The organism is Larkinella terrae (genome assembly GCF_009668025.1).
Classification (GTDB): domain Bacteria; phylum Bacteroidota; class Bacteroidia; order Cytophagales; family Spirosomataceae; genus Larkinella; species Larkinella terrae.
Genome location: NZ_WJXZ01000009.1, coordinates 445,370 through 461,715, shown reverse-complemented (window position 1 = coordinate 461,715; position 16,346 = coordinate 445,370). Strand labels below are relative to the sequence as shown.

The 16,346-nt window shown below is 50.6% G+C and carries 12 protein-coding genes; 10 read left to right on the top strand and 2 right to left on the bottom strand.

Annotated features, from left to right (window positions below; all coding sequences use genetic code 11):
- Window positions 1-31: 31 nt before the first annotated feature.
- Both GJJ30_RS16440 and GJJ30_RS16435 read right to left on the bottom strand, forming a co-directional pair.
- Complete coding sequence (locus GJJ30_RS16440; protein WP_154176250.1) at window positions 32-751, bottom strand: LytR/AlgR family response regulator transcription factor; 720 nt, start codon at window positions 749-751, stop codon at window positions 32-34.
- Window positions 729-1,781 (bottom strand): sensor histidine kinase, encoded by a 1,053-nt coding sequence (locus GJJ30_RS16435; RefSeq protein ID WP_154176249.1) that lies wholly within the window; start codon window positions 1,779-1,781, stop codon window positions 729-731. The genes GJJ30_RS16440 and GJJ30_RS16435 overlap by 23 nt, the downstream gene beginning before the upstream one ends.
- A 192-nt stretch (window positions 1,782-1,973) precedes the next feature.
- Between GJJ30_RS16435 and GJJ30_RS16430 the strand changes: the two genes are divergently transcribed.
- The 10 genes from GJJ30_RS16430 (at window position 1,974) to GJJ30_RS16385 (ending at window position 16,343) form a co-directional block, all read left to right on the top strand.
- Window positions 1,974-2,834 carry a hypothetical protein gene (locus GJJ30_RS16430; protein WP_154176248.1) on the top strand — a complete coding sequence of 287 codons (861 nt, stop codon included), beginning with the start codon at window positions 1,974-1,976 and terminating at the stop codon, window positions 2,832-2,834.
- On the top strand, window positions 2,821-3,978 hold the full coding sequence (locus GJJ30_RS16425) for an acetyltransferase domain-containing protein (RefSeq protein WP_154176247.1): 1,158 nt from the start codon (window positions 2,821-2,823) through the stop codon (window positions 3,976-3,978). Before GJJ30_RS16430 ends, GJJ30_RS16425 begins: the two co-directional genes overlap by 14 nt.
- A 194-nt stretch (window positions 3,979-4,172) precedes the next feature.
- Window positions 4,173-4,631: a hypothetical protein gene (locus GJJ30_RS16420; protein ID WP_154176246.1), complete on the top strand. Its 459-nt coding sequence runs from the start codon at window positions 4,173-4,175 to the stop codon at window positions 4,629-4,631.
- A 242-nt stretch (window positions 4,632-4,873) separates the two neighbouring features.
- Window positions 4,874-5,482 (top strand): RNA polymerase sigma factor, encoded by a 609-nt coding sequence (locus GJJ30_RS16415; protein WP_154176245.1) that lies wholly within the window; start codon window positions 4,874-4,876, stop codon window positions 5,480-5,482.
- 256 nt (window positions 5,483-5,738) lie between these two features.
- Entirely contained in the window at window positions 5,739-6,815 is a 1,077-nt protein-coding gene (locus tag GJJ30_RS16410) for a FecR family protein (protein ID WP_154176244.1), read from the top strand.
- 175 nt (window positions 6,816-6,990) lie between these two features.
- Complete coding sequence (locus GJJ30_RS16405; RefSeq protein ID WP_170299206.1) at window positions 6,991-10,419, top strand: SusC/RagA family TonB-linked outer membrane protein; 3,429 nt, start codon at window positions 6,991-6,993, stop codon at window positions 10,417-10,419.
- Between the two features lie 16 nt (window positions 10,420-10,435).
- Complete coding sequence (locus GJJ30_RS16400) at window positions 10,436-11,890, top strand: SusD/RagB family nutrient-binding outer membrane lipoprotein (protein WP_154176242.1); 1,455 nt, start codon at window positions 10,436-10,438, stop codon at window positions 11,888-11,890.
- Window positions 11,891-12,002: 112 nt separating this feature from the next.
- Entirely contained in the window at window positions 12,003-13,244 is a 1,242-nt protein-coding gene (locus GJJ30_RS16395; RefSeq protein ID WP_154176241.1) for a Gfo/Idh/MocA family protein, read from the top strand.
- A gap of 13 nt (window positions 13,245-13,257) precedes the next feature.
- Window positions 13,258-14,628: an FAD-dependent oxidoreductase gene (locus tag GJJ30_RS16390; RefSeq protein WP_154176240.1), complete on the top strand. Its 1,371-nt coding sequence runs from the start codon at window positions 13,258-13,260 to the stop codon at window positions 14,626-14,628.
- A 605-nt stretch (window positions 14,629-15,233) separates the two neighbouring features.
- A complete protein-coding gene (locus tag GJJ30_RS16385; protein WP_154176239.1) occupies window positions 15,234-16,343 on the top strand; it encodes a serine hydrolase domain-containing protein in 1,110 nt (369 codons plus the stop codon).
- Window positions 16,344-16,346: the final 3 nt, after the last annotated feature.

Sequence of the window (16,346 nt, the reverse complement as noted above, 5' to 3'; positions counted from 1 at the left end):
TCATCGACCAGCAAACGGAATGCAGAAAGTGCTAAGACAGACGTATATGGCCACTCTGGATCTTTCGGAAAAATGCACCTTTGTATAAGCGGCCCAGCGGAAGAGTTTGGTTAACGAGATTTACCTGATCCGCGTTGTAACTGATGAGTTTATCCCAGGCAATGATAAATGATTTATGCACCCGAATGAACTTGTCCTCAGGCAGTTTCTCCTCCATATACCCTAATTTTTCGGACGCTATGTACGCCTTGTCTTTCGTATGCACCTTGATGTAATCGGCAAACCCTTCCATAAAAATGATGTCCTTCAGGAAAATTTTTGTTTGATCGCGGCCAACCTTAAAAAACATATATGTCTCCTCATAACGGCTGGCAATCTGGACAGGAATATCCGGGATATTTTGAAGCTGCATATACTTGGAAACGGCCCGCATGAATCGTTCCTGGGTGATCGGTTTCACCAGGTAATCTAAAACATCCAGGTCAAAGGCGGTGGCCGCGTACTCGCGGTAGGCCGTCGTTAGAATGATTTTCGGGCGGGTCTTCAAGGAACGTATCAAATCAAGCCCGGACAGTTTGGGTAGCTGAATATCCAGGAAAGCCAGGTCAACCGGGTGTGTCTGCAAAAAGGTGAACGCGTCGACCGCGTTGTCCAGGGCGGCTAAAACTGTAAAACCGCTCAGCGTTGAAAGGTGCTGGATGAGGAGCGCCCTGGCCGGGGCTTCATCATCAACGATTAAGCAGTTCGTCATTTTTCAACGTTTTTATCGTTAAACTAATCAGATACGAATGGCACTCGTCAATAATCGCGAGATCATGTCCATCGGGATAAATCAATGACAACCGCTTTTTTACATTCGCCAGGCCAATGCCTCCGTTAGCGGATGCCGGAATCGGGCCCTGTTCGTCCTTGCTGTTGGCGATCTTAACCGAAAACTGGCCGGGCCGTCTGGAAATATCGACCCGAACCCAGCTGAATCCCGGCGAGCTGGCTACGCCATGCTTAAAGCTGTTTTCCACCAAAGGCAACAGGAGTAATGGGGCGATCCGGAGATCATCGATGGGGGAATAAATATTAATGGCTACATCCAGTTTAGGACCAAACCTGTTTTTTTGGAGTTCGATGTAATGTTCAATATAGGAAACCTCCGTCGCTAAGGGCACCGTCACCTGATTGGATTCGTACAAATTGTACGCCAGAAAACCCGACAGATGAGCAATCAGCGATGCCATCTCCGGACTGGTTTTCAAAGCAGTTGCATACATGTTATTCAAGGTGTTGAACACAAAGTGGGGCTGAACCTGCGCTTTCAGCAGGTCTAGTTCCGCCTTGGTTGTCTGCTGTACCAACTGCTGAACCCGAAAACGTTCCTCATACCAGGACCGGATAAAATAGTACAAAGCATATAAACCGGTAATTGTGTAGAGGTTGACCAGCTCGACCAGCATTTTTCCCGCCGAAAGCAACGGCATATGCTGGGCCTGGGGAAAGTATTTCGGATAAATAAGATAATAATTGATACACCGCCTGATTGCCAGCAAAAAAAGAGAGCCGAGAACCAGATACACCCATTCGGTTGCTTTACCGGTTTGGGCCAACCGCTTCTTAATGAAAAAATGAACGGTCAGCCAGGAAAAGAGGAAGGCGACGGGCAGGGCCATGCAGGCGTTGATAAAGTAGCTGTCATAATCGCCATACAAAGACGCCAGACCTAGCCACTGGTAGAGAAAATACAGCAGCCAGAAAACGGTATTAAATGCAAGGTCCCGATTGAAGTTCATTTGTTCGCCATCTCGAACCAAGGTAAGCGTTTTAACGGTTGGAGAGCGGATGCGGTTCTCGATTTTCGATCAACGACCTTTTTTTTCGGTAAACGGTGAATACAGATGAATGGGGTTGTGTACAGACAATAAATCGGCGGGTGACGACTTGTGGCTATTTTTGAGCCTACCTCAATAACTACCCGAATCACCATGAGACTACTGGTACGGATCGGCCGGGCCTTCTATGCGATTGCTCTTTTTGTGTACGGTTGTCAACAAGTTTATTTTGGCAGCTTCCGGGATGTATTTTTTTCGGTCTATCAGCATCACCTTCCTTTCCTGCGTATGCTCGCTTCCCTTTTCGGACTCTATCTGATCATCACGGGCGCTTTCGTGGTTGGATCTGGAAGTGGAAAAAAAGCGGCTTTGCTGCTGGGGGCTGTCTGGCTGACGCTTTTCCTGGGAACCCATCTGACCTACGAGCTCATTTCGGAACCCAATAAACTGTATCACCTGGGCTTGTGGACGGCCCCGTTGAAGGAGCTGGCCCTGGCTGGTGGAGCCTTTGTGGTCGCCTATTCGTTTGAGACGCCATTAAATGGGCGGCTGGCAGTTTTAGAAAAAATCATGCCCTATGGCAATCTGTTTTTCCTCTATACCATGACCAGCTTCGGGGTCTCCCATATTATTTATGCGGAGTTTCTGGTCAAAACCGTTCCCGATTGGATGGCCAACCCCCTGTTCTGGGTCAACCTGACGGGAATAGCCTTAGTCGCTTCCGGCATAGCCATTATGTTGGGAATACGAATCCGGATCATCGCCCTGTTGCTCTCGCTGATGATCTTTTTATGGTTTTGGCTGGTGCATGTCCCCGGCGCTCATTCGGATCCGGTTGGTAACCGGGGCAATCTCCTGGCCAGTGCGTTTGATGCGCTGGCTTACAGCGGGGTGGCGCTCCTGATCGGCCTTACGATGAAGCGGCAGAAATGGGTAGAGGACATTGAACACTGGGGCAATGAATCTACCCATCGGATGGATCAACGAACTACCGGGAAACATGAAACGAAATAACAGCATTGATGTGATGCGCGGTCTGGTCATGATCATCATGGCATTGGATCACGTTCGGGATTTGTTGCATACAAGCTCGCTATCGCAGTCACCTACGGACCTGACCACCACCACACCGGCGTTATTTTTTACCCGCTGGGTCACCTATTTATGTGCGCCGACTTTTGTGTTCCTTTCCGGCACCTCGGCTTTTCTATCTATGAAGGCTAAAAATGATCGGGCCGGTACCAGGCGCTTCCTTCTTTCAAGGGGCATCTGGCTAATACTCCTGGAATTCAGTGTAGTCAATTTCGGCCTGTGGTTCGACCTGAACTTCAACGTTCTTATTTTTGAGGTAATTGCCGCGATTGGCGTAGGATTTCTGATTATCAGCATGTTATTGCCATTGCCTTCCCGGACAATTGGGTTGATGGGCGGTTTCATCGTCGCTCTTCATGGGTTAGTTACCTTGATCCCGGTTCCGGAAAACGTACTTTTAAAAGTGCTGCTTTCACTTTTCTCCCCCACGGTTTTTCCTTATGCAACCGGGAAACTCTTTCTGGTCGCCTATCCGCCGATACCCTGGCTCGGCATTCTGCTAATCGGATACGGAGCGGGCTATCTGTTCGCGTCACCCGAGAAGGTTCAACGAAGGGTTTTTCTAAAAACCGGTTTACTCTCATTGGGCTTATTTACTTTTTTACGGGTAGCTAACCTGTATGGTGATCCGATTAACTGGTCTGCCCAAAAAAATCCGGTTTTCACGTTATTATCGTTCGTCAACGTGACCAAATATCCTCCATCGCTGCAATTCTGCCTTCTTTTTCTGGGGATCATGTTTCTGCTACTTTCGGTGTTTCAGGGTCTGACAAATAAATGGGCGTTAATTTTGATTGTGTACGGAAAAACGCCACTGTTCTATTTTCTGCTGCACTGGTACCTGATCCATCCACTGGTTTTTGTGATGGTCTTTCTGCAGGGATTCAAACCTTCAGAGCTGGAATTCGGCGCAAACTTCGGTCGGCCCAAGACGGGCAGCGGTCTTGAGTTATGGTCTATTTATTTGATTTGGATTCTGATTGTCCTGGTGATGTACCCGATTTGTAAAAGGTACGGAGCCTACAAGGAGCGTCGTAAAGAGCAGGTTTGGCTCCGCTATATCTGAGCGGCCTCCCGTTGAGGTTTGTTCTCAAATAAAGCTTTTACGCGAGACGAAGGATTGTTCATGGCTCTTATCCACATAATTGGCCTAAAAAGAGACGGCAGATTCTGGCGTAAAATCATTAATTCGTTCAAAAAGTGTCGGTTTAAGGAAAGGTTTCCCTTGTTACCTTTAACTTTGAGAAAAACGACTCCTGTATGAAACGAATACTCGTCCTGTTCCTGGTAATGCTGGGCAGCTACCATGCCTTTGCCCAGATCGATACAACCAGCTATCCGAAAGAAAGGCAGGAAATCAGGGAACTCATGCGTCATCGCAAACCAGATGTTCCTATTGACTGCAATGACTTCATCGCGGTTGGCCCTAAAGGTGATATTTCGTTTTCCCATCAACAATGGCAGGGGGTACAGACGAAAGAAAAAGTGGTTTTTAAATCCGTTCGGCCAATACCCGGCCATGAATTTATCCGCATCTACGAGGGCAAAATGGCGGTGGTTAATTTTCTGGCCAACGTCCAACTGGTGGTAGACGGCCACGATGTGAATTTGAAGGTAAGACGATTGGAAGTTTATCACAAGATGGCGGGTGGTTGGTGTCGGGTAGCCGGTCAGGGTACCGAAGTAGACGAAAAGCTGTTTCCCATAAAAACGAATTGACCGGGTTTCAACGATCGCTTTCCTCGCCTAACACAAAAGATTAACCTGTTTTTGGTGAACAGACTCCTGATTTTTTACTTCTGAATACAGGAACCGCCTTAACCACATCTGGCAAATTAGCCGGCAGGTCATGCCGATGCAGCCGTTCCATTTTATTTCAATAAGTCAATTAAATTATATTTTATATAAATTTTATTTAATTTAGCGTTTTGCCGTTTGGCCAGCCCTAAACCGGAACGTGTATGCCTGCCTCTGATTCGTTTAAGAACGCCAATGAGAAAGCCCTTTGGGAAGCTTTGGCCCAGGGCGATCAGCAGGCATTTGAGATTCTTTACCGCCATTATTTTAAAATTCTGGTTAGCTACGGTTCCCGATTGACGCCCGATCCGCTCTTACTGGAAGATGCCATTCAGGACCTGTTTACGTACCTCTGGCGTCGGAAAGTTCAATTGGCCGCGATCACAGAACCGAAATTTTATTTATTAACTGCTTTACGCAATCAACTGAAGCGCAATACCCGCAACAGCATTTTCGACGAGGCCGAAGACATTGATGAATTTCTGGACTACCTGGTTCACCTCTCAGACGAGCAGGCGGCCGTTGAGCACGAAACCGCGCTGGACCGATCCCGCCAAATCCAGGGGGCCATTGCCCGATTGAGCCCACGGCAGCAGGAGGCTGTGAATCTTCGCTTTTATCACGGTATGAACCTGGATCAGTCGGCGGAGCTGATGGGTGTTTCCAAACAGGTCGTCAGCAATCTCCTCTTTAAAGCCTATTCGATGTTACGGATTATCCTGAAGGGGGTGTTTTCTCTCCTGATTTTTTTATTCCCTTTGCCCAACGCATAAGAGGCAGTCAAACCTGAAATTACACGCCCCCAACCCTCTGAAGGGGGCATTAATCGGTGGGCAAAAGCCCCCTTCAGGGGGTTGGGGCGTGTAATTTCAGGCAGAAAATGAGCTATTTATAGGCAGCCTCAAACCCCCGGCTTTTTTCGCGGCCAAAAAAGATTTTTATAAAAAAGCGAGAAATATTTCAATTTCACTGATTAATTTCAAAAAAAACGTGACTCTGTATTGTAGAGAGGGACCTAAAGGGTGAACGATGCAGTACAACGAGTTTACATTGCAGGATTTTTTGAACGATGACGCGTTTGTCCGGTGGGTTCTGTATCACGAACAGGATGCCTACTGGCAGCAGGTGCGGACGGATCATCCGGCCAAACGGCCAATCATTCAGGAAGCGGTTCAACTCATCCAGCAAATTCACCAGGCGGAGGCCAACCGAGCCTTACCCGTCGATGAAGAGAAGACCTGGCAACGAATCCGGTCAACGACCATCGAGGCAAATTCGCCGGTGGCATGGCCCCGAAAAAGACAGTGGACCAGCGTGGCGGTTTTGTGCGCCTTCGCCCTTTTCTTTATTGTCTGGAAATGGGTGGATCATTCCACTTCAAAAACCGTTTACACGAAGCTCGTCACGAAAGCTGCCGAAAAGAATTCGCTGATTGAGAAGGTCAATCGAAATGATACGCCCCTGGAAATCAGACTTGAAGACGGCAGTGTCGTGTACCTGAAAAAGAACAGCCGGTTCAGTTATCCCGCCCATTTTACGGCCCAATCGCGCGAAACGTTTTTAAGCGGGGAAGCCTTTTTTCAAATTGCGCCCAATCCCAAAAAACCGTTTTATGTCTACGCCAACGAGCTGGTGACCCAGGTTCTTGGAACAAGTTTTGACATTAAAGCCTTTGACGATGATCAGCAGGTGGAGGTCAAAGTACGCACCGGGCGTGTGTCGGTTTATAACCAGAAACCGATCCGGTTAGTCAGTGATGAACGGCAGAACCTTGTCCTGCTGCCTAATCAGCAGGTTATCTTCAATCGCCAGACTGAAAGTCTTTCGAAACAACTGGTCGCGGACCCCCTGCCCGTTCAACCCCTTGCTGCCAGTGAAAAGCAATATTTTGAGGAGGTACCGGCCACCACGGTTTTAAAGACCCTGGAGAAGCGGTATGGCGTCCATATTTTATACGATGAAGAACTGCTCTCGCACTGTATTATTACGACCACACTCAGTAACCAGTCCCTGAAAGACCAACTGGAAGTAATCTGTCAAACGATTGGGGCTACCTATAAAGAAATGGACGCTCAGTTAGTGATTGAGGCTACGGGCTGCCCGTAATTTTCCGTTTTTCCCATTGTATCCTAAATCCTGAAATCCTATGCAGTAAAGCATTCAAACCCCACGAACAAAAAAAGAGAAGATGCGCCAACACCTTCTCCCGAATTTAACCAGCACTGCTCCAGTAGCTGATCGAAATTGTCTTGTCCTGATCAGAACAAAACCAGTCAAAAGTATGTCAAAATCTTTTACCAAAAAAGAGGTTTTCGCGCTCATGAAAATCACTTTAACCCAATTGATCCTAGTGGGCGTGATTGTCGGCAATGCAGTAGCCTATCCCGTTGTGGCTCAGGAACTACTGAAGGAGCGCGTTAATCTAAGCCTGAAAAACAGCAACCTCCGCCTTTTTCTGCGTAGCCTCGAACAGCAGGTCGATGTCGTGTTTTCGTACCAGAAAGGTGTCATCGAATTAGACGAGAAACTAAACCTGACGATCCAGGGAGAAACCGTCGATAACGTCCTGAAACAGGTGTTGATTCCGCGACGTATACACTATAGGGTTATTAATTCCAACCAGATTATTTTAACTCGCATCGGCGACTTGAAAAGCGAGCAGGGGAAGGTAGAATCCATCAATCCACTTGAATTTCCGGACCACGAAAAGGGGGTGGATCGGGTCGTCACCGGGCGAGTGACGGACGAGAAAGGCGAATCTTTGCCCGGCGTCAGCATCCTGGTGAAAGGAAGCCAGCAGGGGACGACCACCGATTCGGAGGGTAAATTCCGGCAATCGGTGGTGGATGGCAACGCCGTTCTGGTGTTTTCGTACGTCGGGTATGTCAGTCAGGAAATAACCGTCGGCAATCAAACCGCCATCAACCTGACCCTGAAAGAAGACGCGAAATCGCTGGATGAGGTGGTGGTAACTTCCTTTGGGATCGAACGGGAAAAGAAAGCCTTGTTTTATGCCACGCAGGAGGTAAAGGGCGCCCAGCTCACCTCGGTGGGAAACCCCAACGTGCTAAATAGCCTGCAGGGTAAAGTGGCCGGTGTGTCGGTCCGGCTGAACAGCGGCATGCCCGGCAAAGCACCCCAGATCACCATCCGGGGAAACCGGTCCATCACGGGTAATAACCAGCCGCTGTACGTTATCGATGGGCTGCCCGTCGCGGGTGGAGTAAGGGTCAATGACCTGAATCCCAACGATATCGAATCCATGAATATTTTAAAAGGACCGGCGGCCTCGGCGCTCTACGGTCTGCGGGCTTCGAACGGTGTGGTGGTAATCAAAACGAAAAGCGGGGGGCGGTCGGGCAAACCAACCATCAGTTTCGACAGCCATTTCAATGTCGACGAGGTGGCCCGTTTGCCCAAAATGCAGGACGTGTACTCCCAGGGTTTGAACGGAAAATTCGATTTGAACCAGATCTGGACCTGGGGCGCTAAAATCAGCGACATCGGTACCTATACCAATGAATTCGGGGAACAGGAAGTGGCCCGGGCCTACGACAATGACCGGGACTTTTACCAGCGGGGGCATACGGTTTCCAACAACCTGTCGCTGGCCGACGGCGGGGAATACGGCCATTTCCTGATCGGAGCGGGGCAAACCAGCCAAACCGGGATTGTCGAGGGCTCCGGCCTGAAACGCTACAACATCAAGTTCAACGGGGAAATGACCAAAATCAAAAACGTAACGGTGGGACTTTCCCTGAATTATTCGGACTTGACGGTGGATGATTACCCGGAGCTGGGGGGCAACGACAACTATTTCCGGGGACTTACCGACGTGCCGCCTTCCTATAACCTGAAAGGAAAGCGCTATGCAAGCCCTGCCAATCCGTTCCAGCAGGTGTATTACCGGGCCGGGCAGAACAATCCCTACTGGGTGGTGAACCACAACTCGCGCCAGAACAAAACCAACCGGACCTTTGGTAACCTGCTGTTGCGGTACGACATCCGGCCGGAATTGTCGGTCACGTACCGGGTCGGAATCGATTATTTCAACAACAAAGAGGTTGATTTTCAGGAATTGGGAACGGCGACGCGGGGGCGCACCCTTCCGCCGAGCGGGGGTAGTCTGACCATTAATAATAGCAGCCAGAACCAGATCAACTCCAACCTGTTTGTGACCTACGACAAGAATATCGGCGAAAAGCTGAATCTGAATGCCATCGTGGGGAATGAACTGTACGATATCAACAGCAGCAATGACCGGACGGCAGGATCGGATTTTGTAACCGGTGGTTGGGCCAATCTCAACAACGCCACCAACGTGGTCGGTAGCAACTCGATTTCCAGACAACGGGTGGTGGGGTTCTATGGCAACCTGAGTCTAGGGTGGAACAAGATTCTTTTCCTGAATGCATCGGGCCGCAACGACGTAGCGTCCAACATGCCCACCGGCAATCGCTCGTTTTTTTATCCGTCCATCGGCGGCAGTTTCATCCTGTCGGATGCCCTGTCCTTTCAGAAACGCACGGTTTCGTTGATTAAATTACGGGCGTCCTACGCCGAAGTCGGGCAGGTAGGACCGGTGTATGTCAACAATGCCGGTTTTGTAAAAGGCAGCCCGGGCGGTTTTGTGTTTCCCTTCAACGGCCTGACGGGCCTTACGCAGAGTTCGACGCGAATTGACCCCAACCTGCGACCGGAGAATACGAAAACCATTGAGTTGGGGGCCGATCTGAAGTTTTTTAATGACCGGATTTCGCTGGAATACACCTACTTCAATTCCAAATCCGACGGACAGATTTACAGCGTTCCGGTGCCGCTTTCCACCGGTGCTTCGGCCGAAATCCGCAATGCCGGATCGATGCTATCCAAAGGCCATGAAGTGGTGCTGGGCATCACTCCGGTCACGACGGCGGCCTTCACCTGGGATTTGGGGATTAACTTTACGTCGTTTGATAATACGGTACAGAGTCTGGCGGAGGGTGTCAATCGGATCGTCTTATCCGACCCCATTGTGGCCGAAGCCGGGTATGCGTATCCCTCCATTTATGGCCGGTCGTACCTGAGAGATCCGGCCAGCGGCCAGCTCGTGATCAACAACGACACCAAATCATCGACCTACGGTTTTCCATTAACCGACAACAACCTGAAGGTAATTGGAAGCACGGTTCCGGATTTTGAACTGAATATTTCCAACAGCTTGCGGTACAAGAATTTATCCCTTAGTGCCCAGCTCGACTGGCGGCAGGGGGGCGTGTTCTGGAACCACGGTTTGGCCGAAGCCAACTGGCGGGGGCTTTCGGTCGGAACGCTGGATCGGGAGCAGGACGTCGTGCTGGAAGGTGTGCAGGGACGCTGGAACGGCACCCAATTGGTAGTGGAAGGCCCTAATACGATCAAGATCAAGAAGGAATATCCGTATTACAGCCAGTTGTGGACCAACTATGAGTCCCAGTTGTCGGATGCTTCCTTCGTGCGGTTGCGCGAGTTGACGCTGAATTACGCGGTACCGGTCTCAAAACTGGGCTTGAAATGGGCGAAATCCCTGTCGGTCTATTTGTCAGCCCGCAACGTATTCCTGATTTCCGACGCTTTCTCCGACCCTGAAGTGAATTACAGTGAGGGAGGAAACAATATCGCAGGATACGGTCGCAGCGGTATTACTCCGCAGACCAGAAGCTTCGGTGGCGGCCTTAAAATTTCTCTGTAATTAAAAACCGGACACCATGAAATTATACAGATTAGTGATCGCCCTTGCCATGTTACTGGCTACGATGGGTTCCTGTTCGGAGAGCATCATGAATGAGATCGACAGCAACCCCAATCAGGTGAACGATGCTCCGCTCAATACGCGTTTGCCGCAGGCCACGATGGGTTACGTCAAAGCCGTCGCGGGGAGTTCGTCCAACCGACTGACTTCCTATTACATCGAGCACCATACCAACGTTCTTGGCATGGGCGGCATTTATAACACCATGACCTCTTACAATTCGGGGGGCTGGTCGGGGGCGTACGCGGCCCTGAATGACATGAAACTGATGAAGGAGAAGGCCCTTGCCGCCGAAGCCTGGGGCTACGCGGGTATCGCGGACGTTCTAACGGCCTACTCTTACGCCAATCTGGTCGATTTGTACGGCGAAATTCCGATGAGCGAAGCATTGCAGGCGGGTGTCATCCGGCAGCCGAAGTTCGACAATGCGCAAGAAGTCTATAAAAACCTGCAAAGTATGCTGGACGAAGCCATCGGTAACCTAGACAAAGGAGCTACCGCAGCGGTCAAACCGGGCAGCGACGACCTGGTTTTTGCCGGTAACCTGGCCAACTGGAAAAAAAACGCCCATGCCTTAAAAATCAGGTTGTTCAATCGCCTGAGCAATGTTGACCCGGCCGGATCGGCGAACAATGTGCTGAGTCTTCTCGACAAGTCGTTTGCCAACGACACGGAAGGGTTTGTGTTTAAGCAGTATGCCGATAACCGCAACTACGAAAATCCTTATTCCGGGGCCCAGCAAGCCCAACCCGAATTTGCGATGGGCAACGGGATTTACAACGCGCTGGCGTGGTTCAGTTCGGGCACGAATGTGGAAGATGATCCGCGCACTGCGATCTGGTTTTCGCGAATCAGCGGAGCCATCAAACCGGCCCCGAACGGACTGGCCGGTGGCGATTTTGGAGAACCCCGGCTGGATGGGCGGTTTTATTCAAAGCCCGCCGTTTTAAAACTGCTGAATTCCCCGCAGCCGCTTGCCACCTACGCGGAACTGAAATTCATCGAAGCAGAAGCCCAGTTTCGCCTGAACAACCGGACAGCGGCTTATGCGGCTTACCAAACCGCCGTGCAGACGGCTCTGAAACAGGCCGCACTTTTCAATCCTGCTGTCGCTCTTTCAACCGAAAAGATCAATGCGTACCTGGCGTTGCCGAAGGTCTCGCCGACGGCCGCGCAATTGACGCTCCGGCACATCCTGTTGCAGAAGTACATTTACCTGTTTTACGACCAACCGCTGGAGGCCTATAACGACGTTCGCCGGGAGCTGTTCATCCCCATCACGGACCCCAGCGGTTTAGCCAACCGGGTGCCGTATCCGGATTCGGAAATTACCAGAAATCCGCAAGTGCCTAAGAATGTGACACTCACGACGCTTTTTGATCCAACTACCAAATTGTTCTGGGCCAAATGAGTCAAAGGGTTGGGATACGGTTTTGACCCGAAGCGTCGAGTGGGTCGTGTTCCAAAAACCGGTCGGTGAAACGGGCGGACACCTTTTGTCGAAAGGATAAAACAGCTTCACGATGGAATTGAACAGGCGATCATTTGTCAAAAAAATGGGTTTGGGGGCCGGGCTGTTGGCCCAACCGTGGCCGTCCGCTCACCCGTTCGTCGTTCCGATCGCGGACGATCCGATTCGGGTGGGGCTCATCGGCGCGGGCGCCCGGGGGAAGTGGCTGGCTAAAATCGCTTCAACTTTGCCCGTTTTCGACATCGTTGCCTGCTGCGATCTGCTGGAAACCAACAGCGCGGCTTGTCAGAACGAAATCGGGAAAAAGCTGGCGTTTTATGACGACTACCGCCGGTTGCTGGACGACAATCAGGTGCAGGCCGTGATCATCGCGACGCCCCTTTTTCTCCATTTCACTATGGCCAAAGCCGCTTTACAGGCCGGGAAACACGTGTATTGCGAAAAAACGATGACGCATAACCGGGCCGATTCGCGGGCCCTGCGACAACTGGCAACCAACTCGCGGAACGTCTTTCAGGTCGGTTATCAGCACCGATTCAACCCGATTTATACCGAGATCAAGTTCCTGCTGGAGAAGGAGTACTGTGGCCGGATCGAACGGGTGGAATGCACCTGGAACCGTCACGGCGACTGGCGACGGCCGTTGCCGACTGGCGTGACGTTTCGGGGCAATGCCGATTATCCGGACCTCGAACACCTGGTCAACTGGCGAATGTATCAAAAATACTCGGGAGGGCTGGTGGCGGAACTTTGCTCGCACCAACTGGACATTCTCAACTGGCTGCTCGACGACAAACCGGAGATGATAACCGGCCTGGGCGGCATCGATCATTGGAAAGATGGTCGCGACACCTACGATAATGTTCATTTGCTGGTGCAGTATGCAAAAGGGGTGAAAGCCAGCTTTACGGCCCTGACGACGAATGCCTGGCAGGGCTATTCCATCCGGATTCTGGGCGATAAAGGATCGGTGGAAGTGATGGGCGAGAATGGCCACCGGGCGAAGATTTATGCCGAAAATACTGAGACAGAAAAAGCCGTCGACGGGGTGTCGGGTGCTACCAAACTGGCCTGGGATAACCACGAGGGCGTGCCCATCCGGGTAAAAAATCCGGCCAAAGACGATGTGCTTCCAACGGAAGGCGCGTTGACGCACTTTGCAGCGTGCATCCGGGAGGACCGAAAACCGTTCTCCAACGCCGAAACCGGGCACCTGTCTGCGGTTTCGGTCGATATGGCCAATGAGGCCATTCAAAAAAAAGCAATGATAAACTGGTCTGATTCGTATAACTAAACAGCTTAAAAGCATGAAAAGAAGAGAATTGTTGGGCCTCGGAATCATGGGTTCAATCTTGCCGGTAGCCTCCTCAACCGGGCTAACCTGGGGCAACGAATCGAATAGACGCGGTGCGTCTGTTTTCCAGGAACCCGCCAAAAAACTGACCGTGGTGGAAGATGTCGACGTGATCGTCTGCGGGGGCGGACCGGCGGGTGTGGCTGCGGCCATTGCCTCGGCCCGGAACGGCGCAAAAACGCGGCTGATCGAGTTCCACGGTTGTCTGGGCGGGATCTGGACGGCGGGTTTGCTGTGCAACCTGATCGAACACGAGAACAAGGGCGGTATTATGCAGGAAATTCTCGACGCCCTGAACCGTTCCGGGGCGCAGGTGTCGGCCACCAATTACGACGCCGAAGCGATGAAGGTGATTCTGGACCAGCTTTGCAAGGATGCAGGAGTGGATGTCCGGTTGCACACGCGCGTCGTAGCGGCTTATACCAACAGCAAAAAACGGCTGGAAACGATCGTGACCGAAAGTCAGTCGGGGCGCGAAGCCTGGCGGGCCAAGACCTTCATCGACACCACCGGCAATGGCGACCTGGCAGCCCAGGCCGGTTGTAGCTTTGTGAAGGGGCATCCCACCACCGGTTTGGCGCAGCCCGCATCCATGATGGCCATTCTGACCGGAATTACCAAGTACGACATGGTGCGCCATAATCTGATTAGCCAGGCCGGGGTGAAGGGATCTCAGCACAAAATCAACCTTCGTGAAGAAATCCGGAGCGTTGGCATGGACCCCTCGTACGGTATGCCCACCCTGTTTTTGATTCGTGATGACCTGTTTGCGATGATGGCCAATCACCAGTACAACATGAATTCGCTGGATGCCCAGGATATTACGCAGGCCACGATGGAGTCGCGGTCGGAGGTCTATAACATGGTGGACAAGCTGCGAAAAAAAGGTGGAATCTGGAGTGACTTACGAATTGTGGCCACCTCGGAGCAAATTGGGCTGCGGGAAGGTCGGCGGATCAAGGGCTTGTATACGGTCAATCGGGAAGACCTTATTAAAGGATCACGGTTTGAGGATGCAGTTTGCCGGGTGAAGTTTGCCGTGGACATTCACTCAGTCGATGGCAAAGGCGATAAAGGCTATGGCAGCGAGGGCATTAAAGTTCAGCCTTACGACATCCCGTTGCGCTCACTGATTGCCAGTGAAGTTGGCGGTTTGATGATGGCCGGGCGCTGCATCAGCGGTGATTTTTTTGCCCATGCGAGCTACCGCGTAACGGGCAACGCCGTCGCGATGGGGGAGGCCGCCGGAAAAGTAGCGGCAAAGGCATCGCTCACGAATCGCCTGGCGCATGAAGTACAATGGAAGGAAGTGAACAAGGTGTAGAATCGATTGGCTTGCAATCTTGCATGAAACCGTTTCGAAGATTAAGTGAAATCAAACCACTGGTACACATTCGGTGAGATTTCCTATGAAAAGGTAATCACCAGGTGTTGGGTCGGTCATTGAAAACCGTATTCAGTAAAAGCACGACGAAAAATTGAAAATTGGCTATTTCTTACTAGCGCCCGGTTCTCTTAAAACCAAGAGGTCCGGGCGTTGATGTACCATCAAGCGGCAATCTTCCTCCGCAATTATCACCTTCTGCATCGGATCATTCTTACTGAATTGGTATGGCTTACCAGCCATACCGACTTCTTAACGGGGATTTTTTCGGTGATTTTTGTCGCTACTGTGATTCCGACCCCAGCAATCGTTGTTTCATTGATTTATTTGGGTAATTTCATCGACCAACCATTAATTATCGATTGAGACAGCGGTTTGATTGAAGTCATCTAACCAGCTGGATGGAAACAAAACATCAGAGCGGTTTATGAAATAGGAAAGGTCATAAAACTTTTAGTGAAGCTTGAAATATATGTATCTCTATTTAGCTGATAAACAGGCCGTCTTCCTGAAGTATAGTTAAGTTACTTTAATCCAGACATGCAATGGCATTAATTCCAATTCGGTTCACTGCCTGCTTCCTGATGCTGTATTTAGCTTCCTTTTTGGAAAGTTCTTTATTGGCACAATCAAAAATGGGGCAGCTTAAAGCCGCTCTGCCCTCTATGATGGACAGTACGGGCATTCCCGCCATTTCCATAGCGCTCATTGAAAACGGCAAGGTGACCTGGACCGACGGGATCGGAGTAAAAAATAAAGAGAAGAAGCAGCCCATCTCTAGAACAACTATATTTCGGGGTGCATCCTTGGGAAAACCCATTTTCGCTTATGCCGTCCTGCAACTTTGTCAGTCCGGTAAACTGGCGTTAGATACCCCACTACTCACTTATGTACCTCAATCGCATTTGGAAAAAGTATTCTTCAAGGGTCACATGAGTGATGAGCAAATAAAGCTCATTACAGCTCGAATGGTTTTGAGTCACACCAGTGGTTTACCAAACTGGCGATCAGAAGGCAAACCGATAACGACCATGTTTCCCCCGGGCAGTCGATATAGTTATTCGGGGGAAGGGTATTACCTCCTGCAGCATGTCGTTGAATATGTTACGCAGGAAGCGATTGAAACCTTTATGCAGAAGATAGTTTTCAAGCCCCTGGGCATGAACAGTTCCAGTTATGTGTATCATCCTGCCGATTCACTTTCCTATGCCAGTTCGTATGATCAGGCGGGGAAGCGGGTTCCTGATGAGGTAGAAGCTGCTAATGTGGCGCATACGCTTCGTACCACCGCCGAAGATTACGCCCGTTTCGTAGTCGCCTTAATGGATATGAATGGCATACCAGATACCGCAACCCGTGCAATAGTTAAGCCTCAGATTCCGACCGATATCTGTCAACCTGGTGCCGTTTCCTGGGGGGCCGGGTTGGCCATCCAACATACCGCAACCGGCAACTTTTTTTGTCAATGGGCAAAAAGCCCCTCCGCCAGTGGTTATGTAATTGGCTCTTTGACACAAAAAAAGGCCCTGATCTATTTTGTCAACATCGCCAACCAGGGTTTACGAATTGCCGAAAGGTTGGTGAAAATTGGCCTTGATTATCAGGATCCTTTATTTGCCTGTTTTGGAGTGAAACCTTACAATTATAAGCAGTAAGCA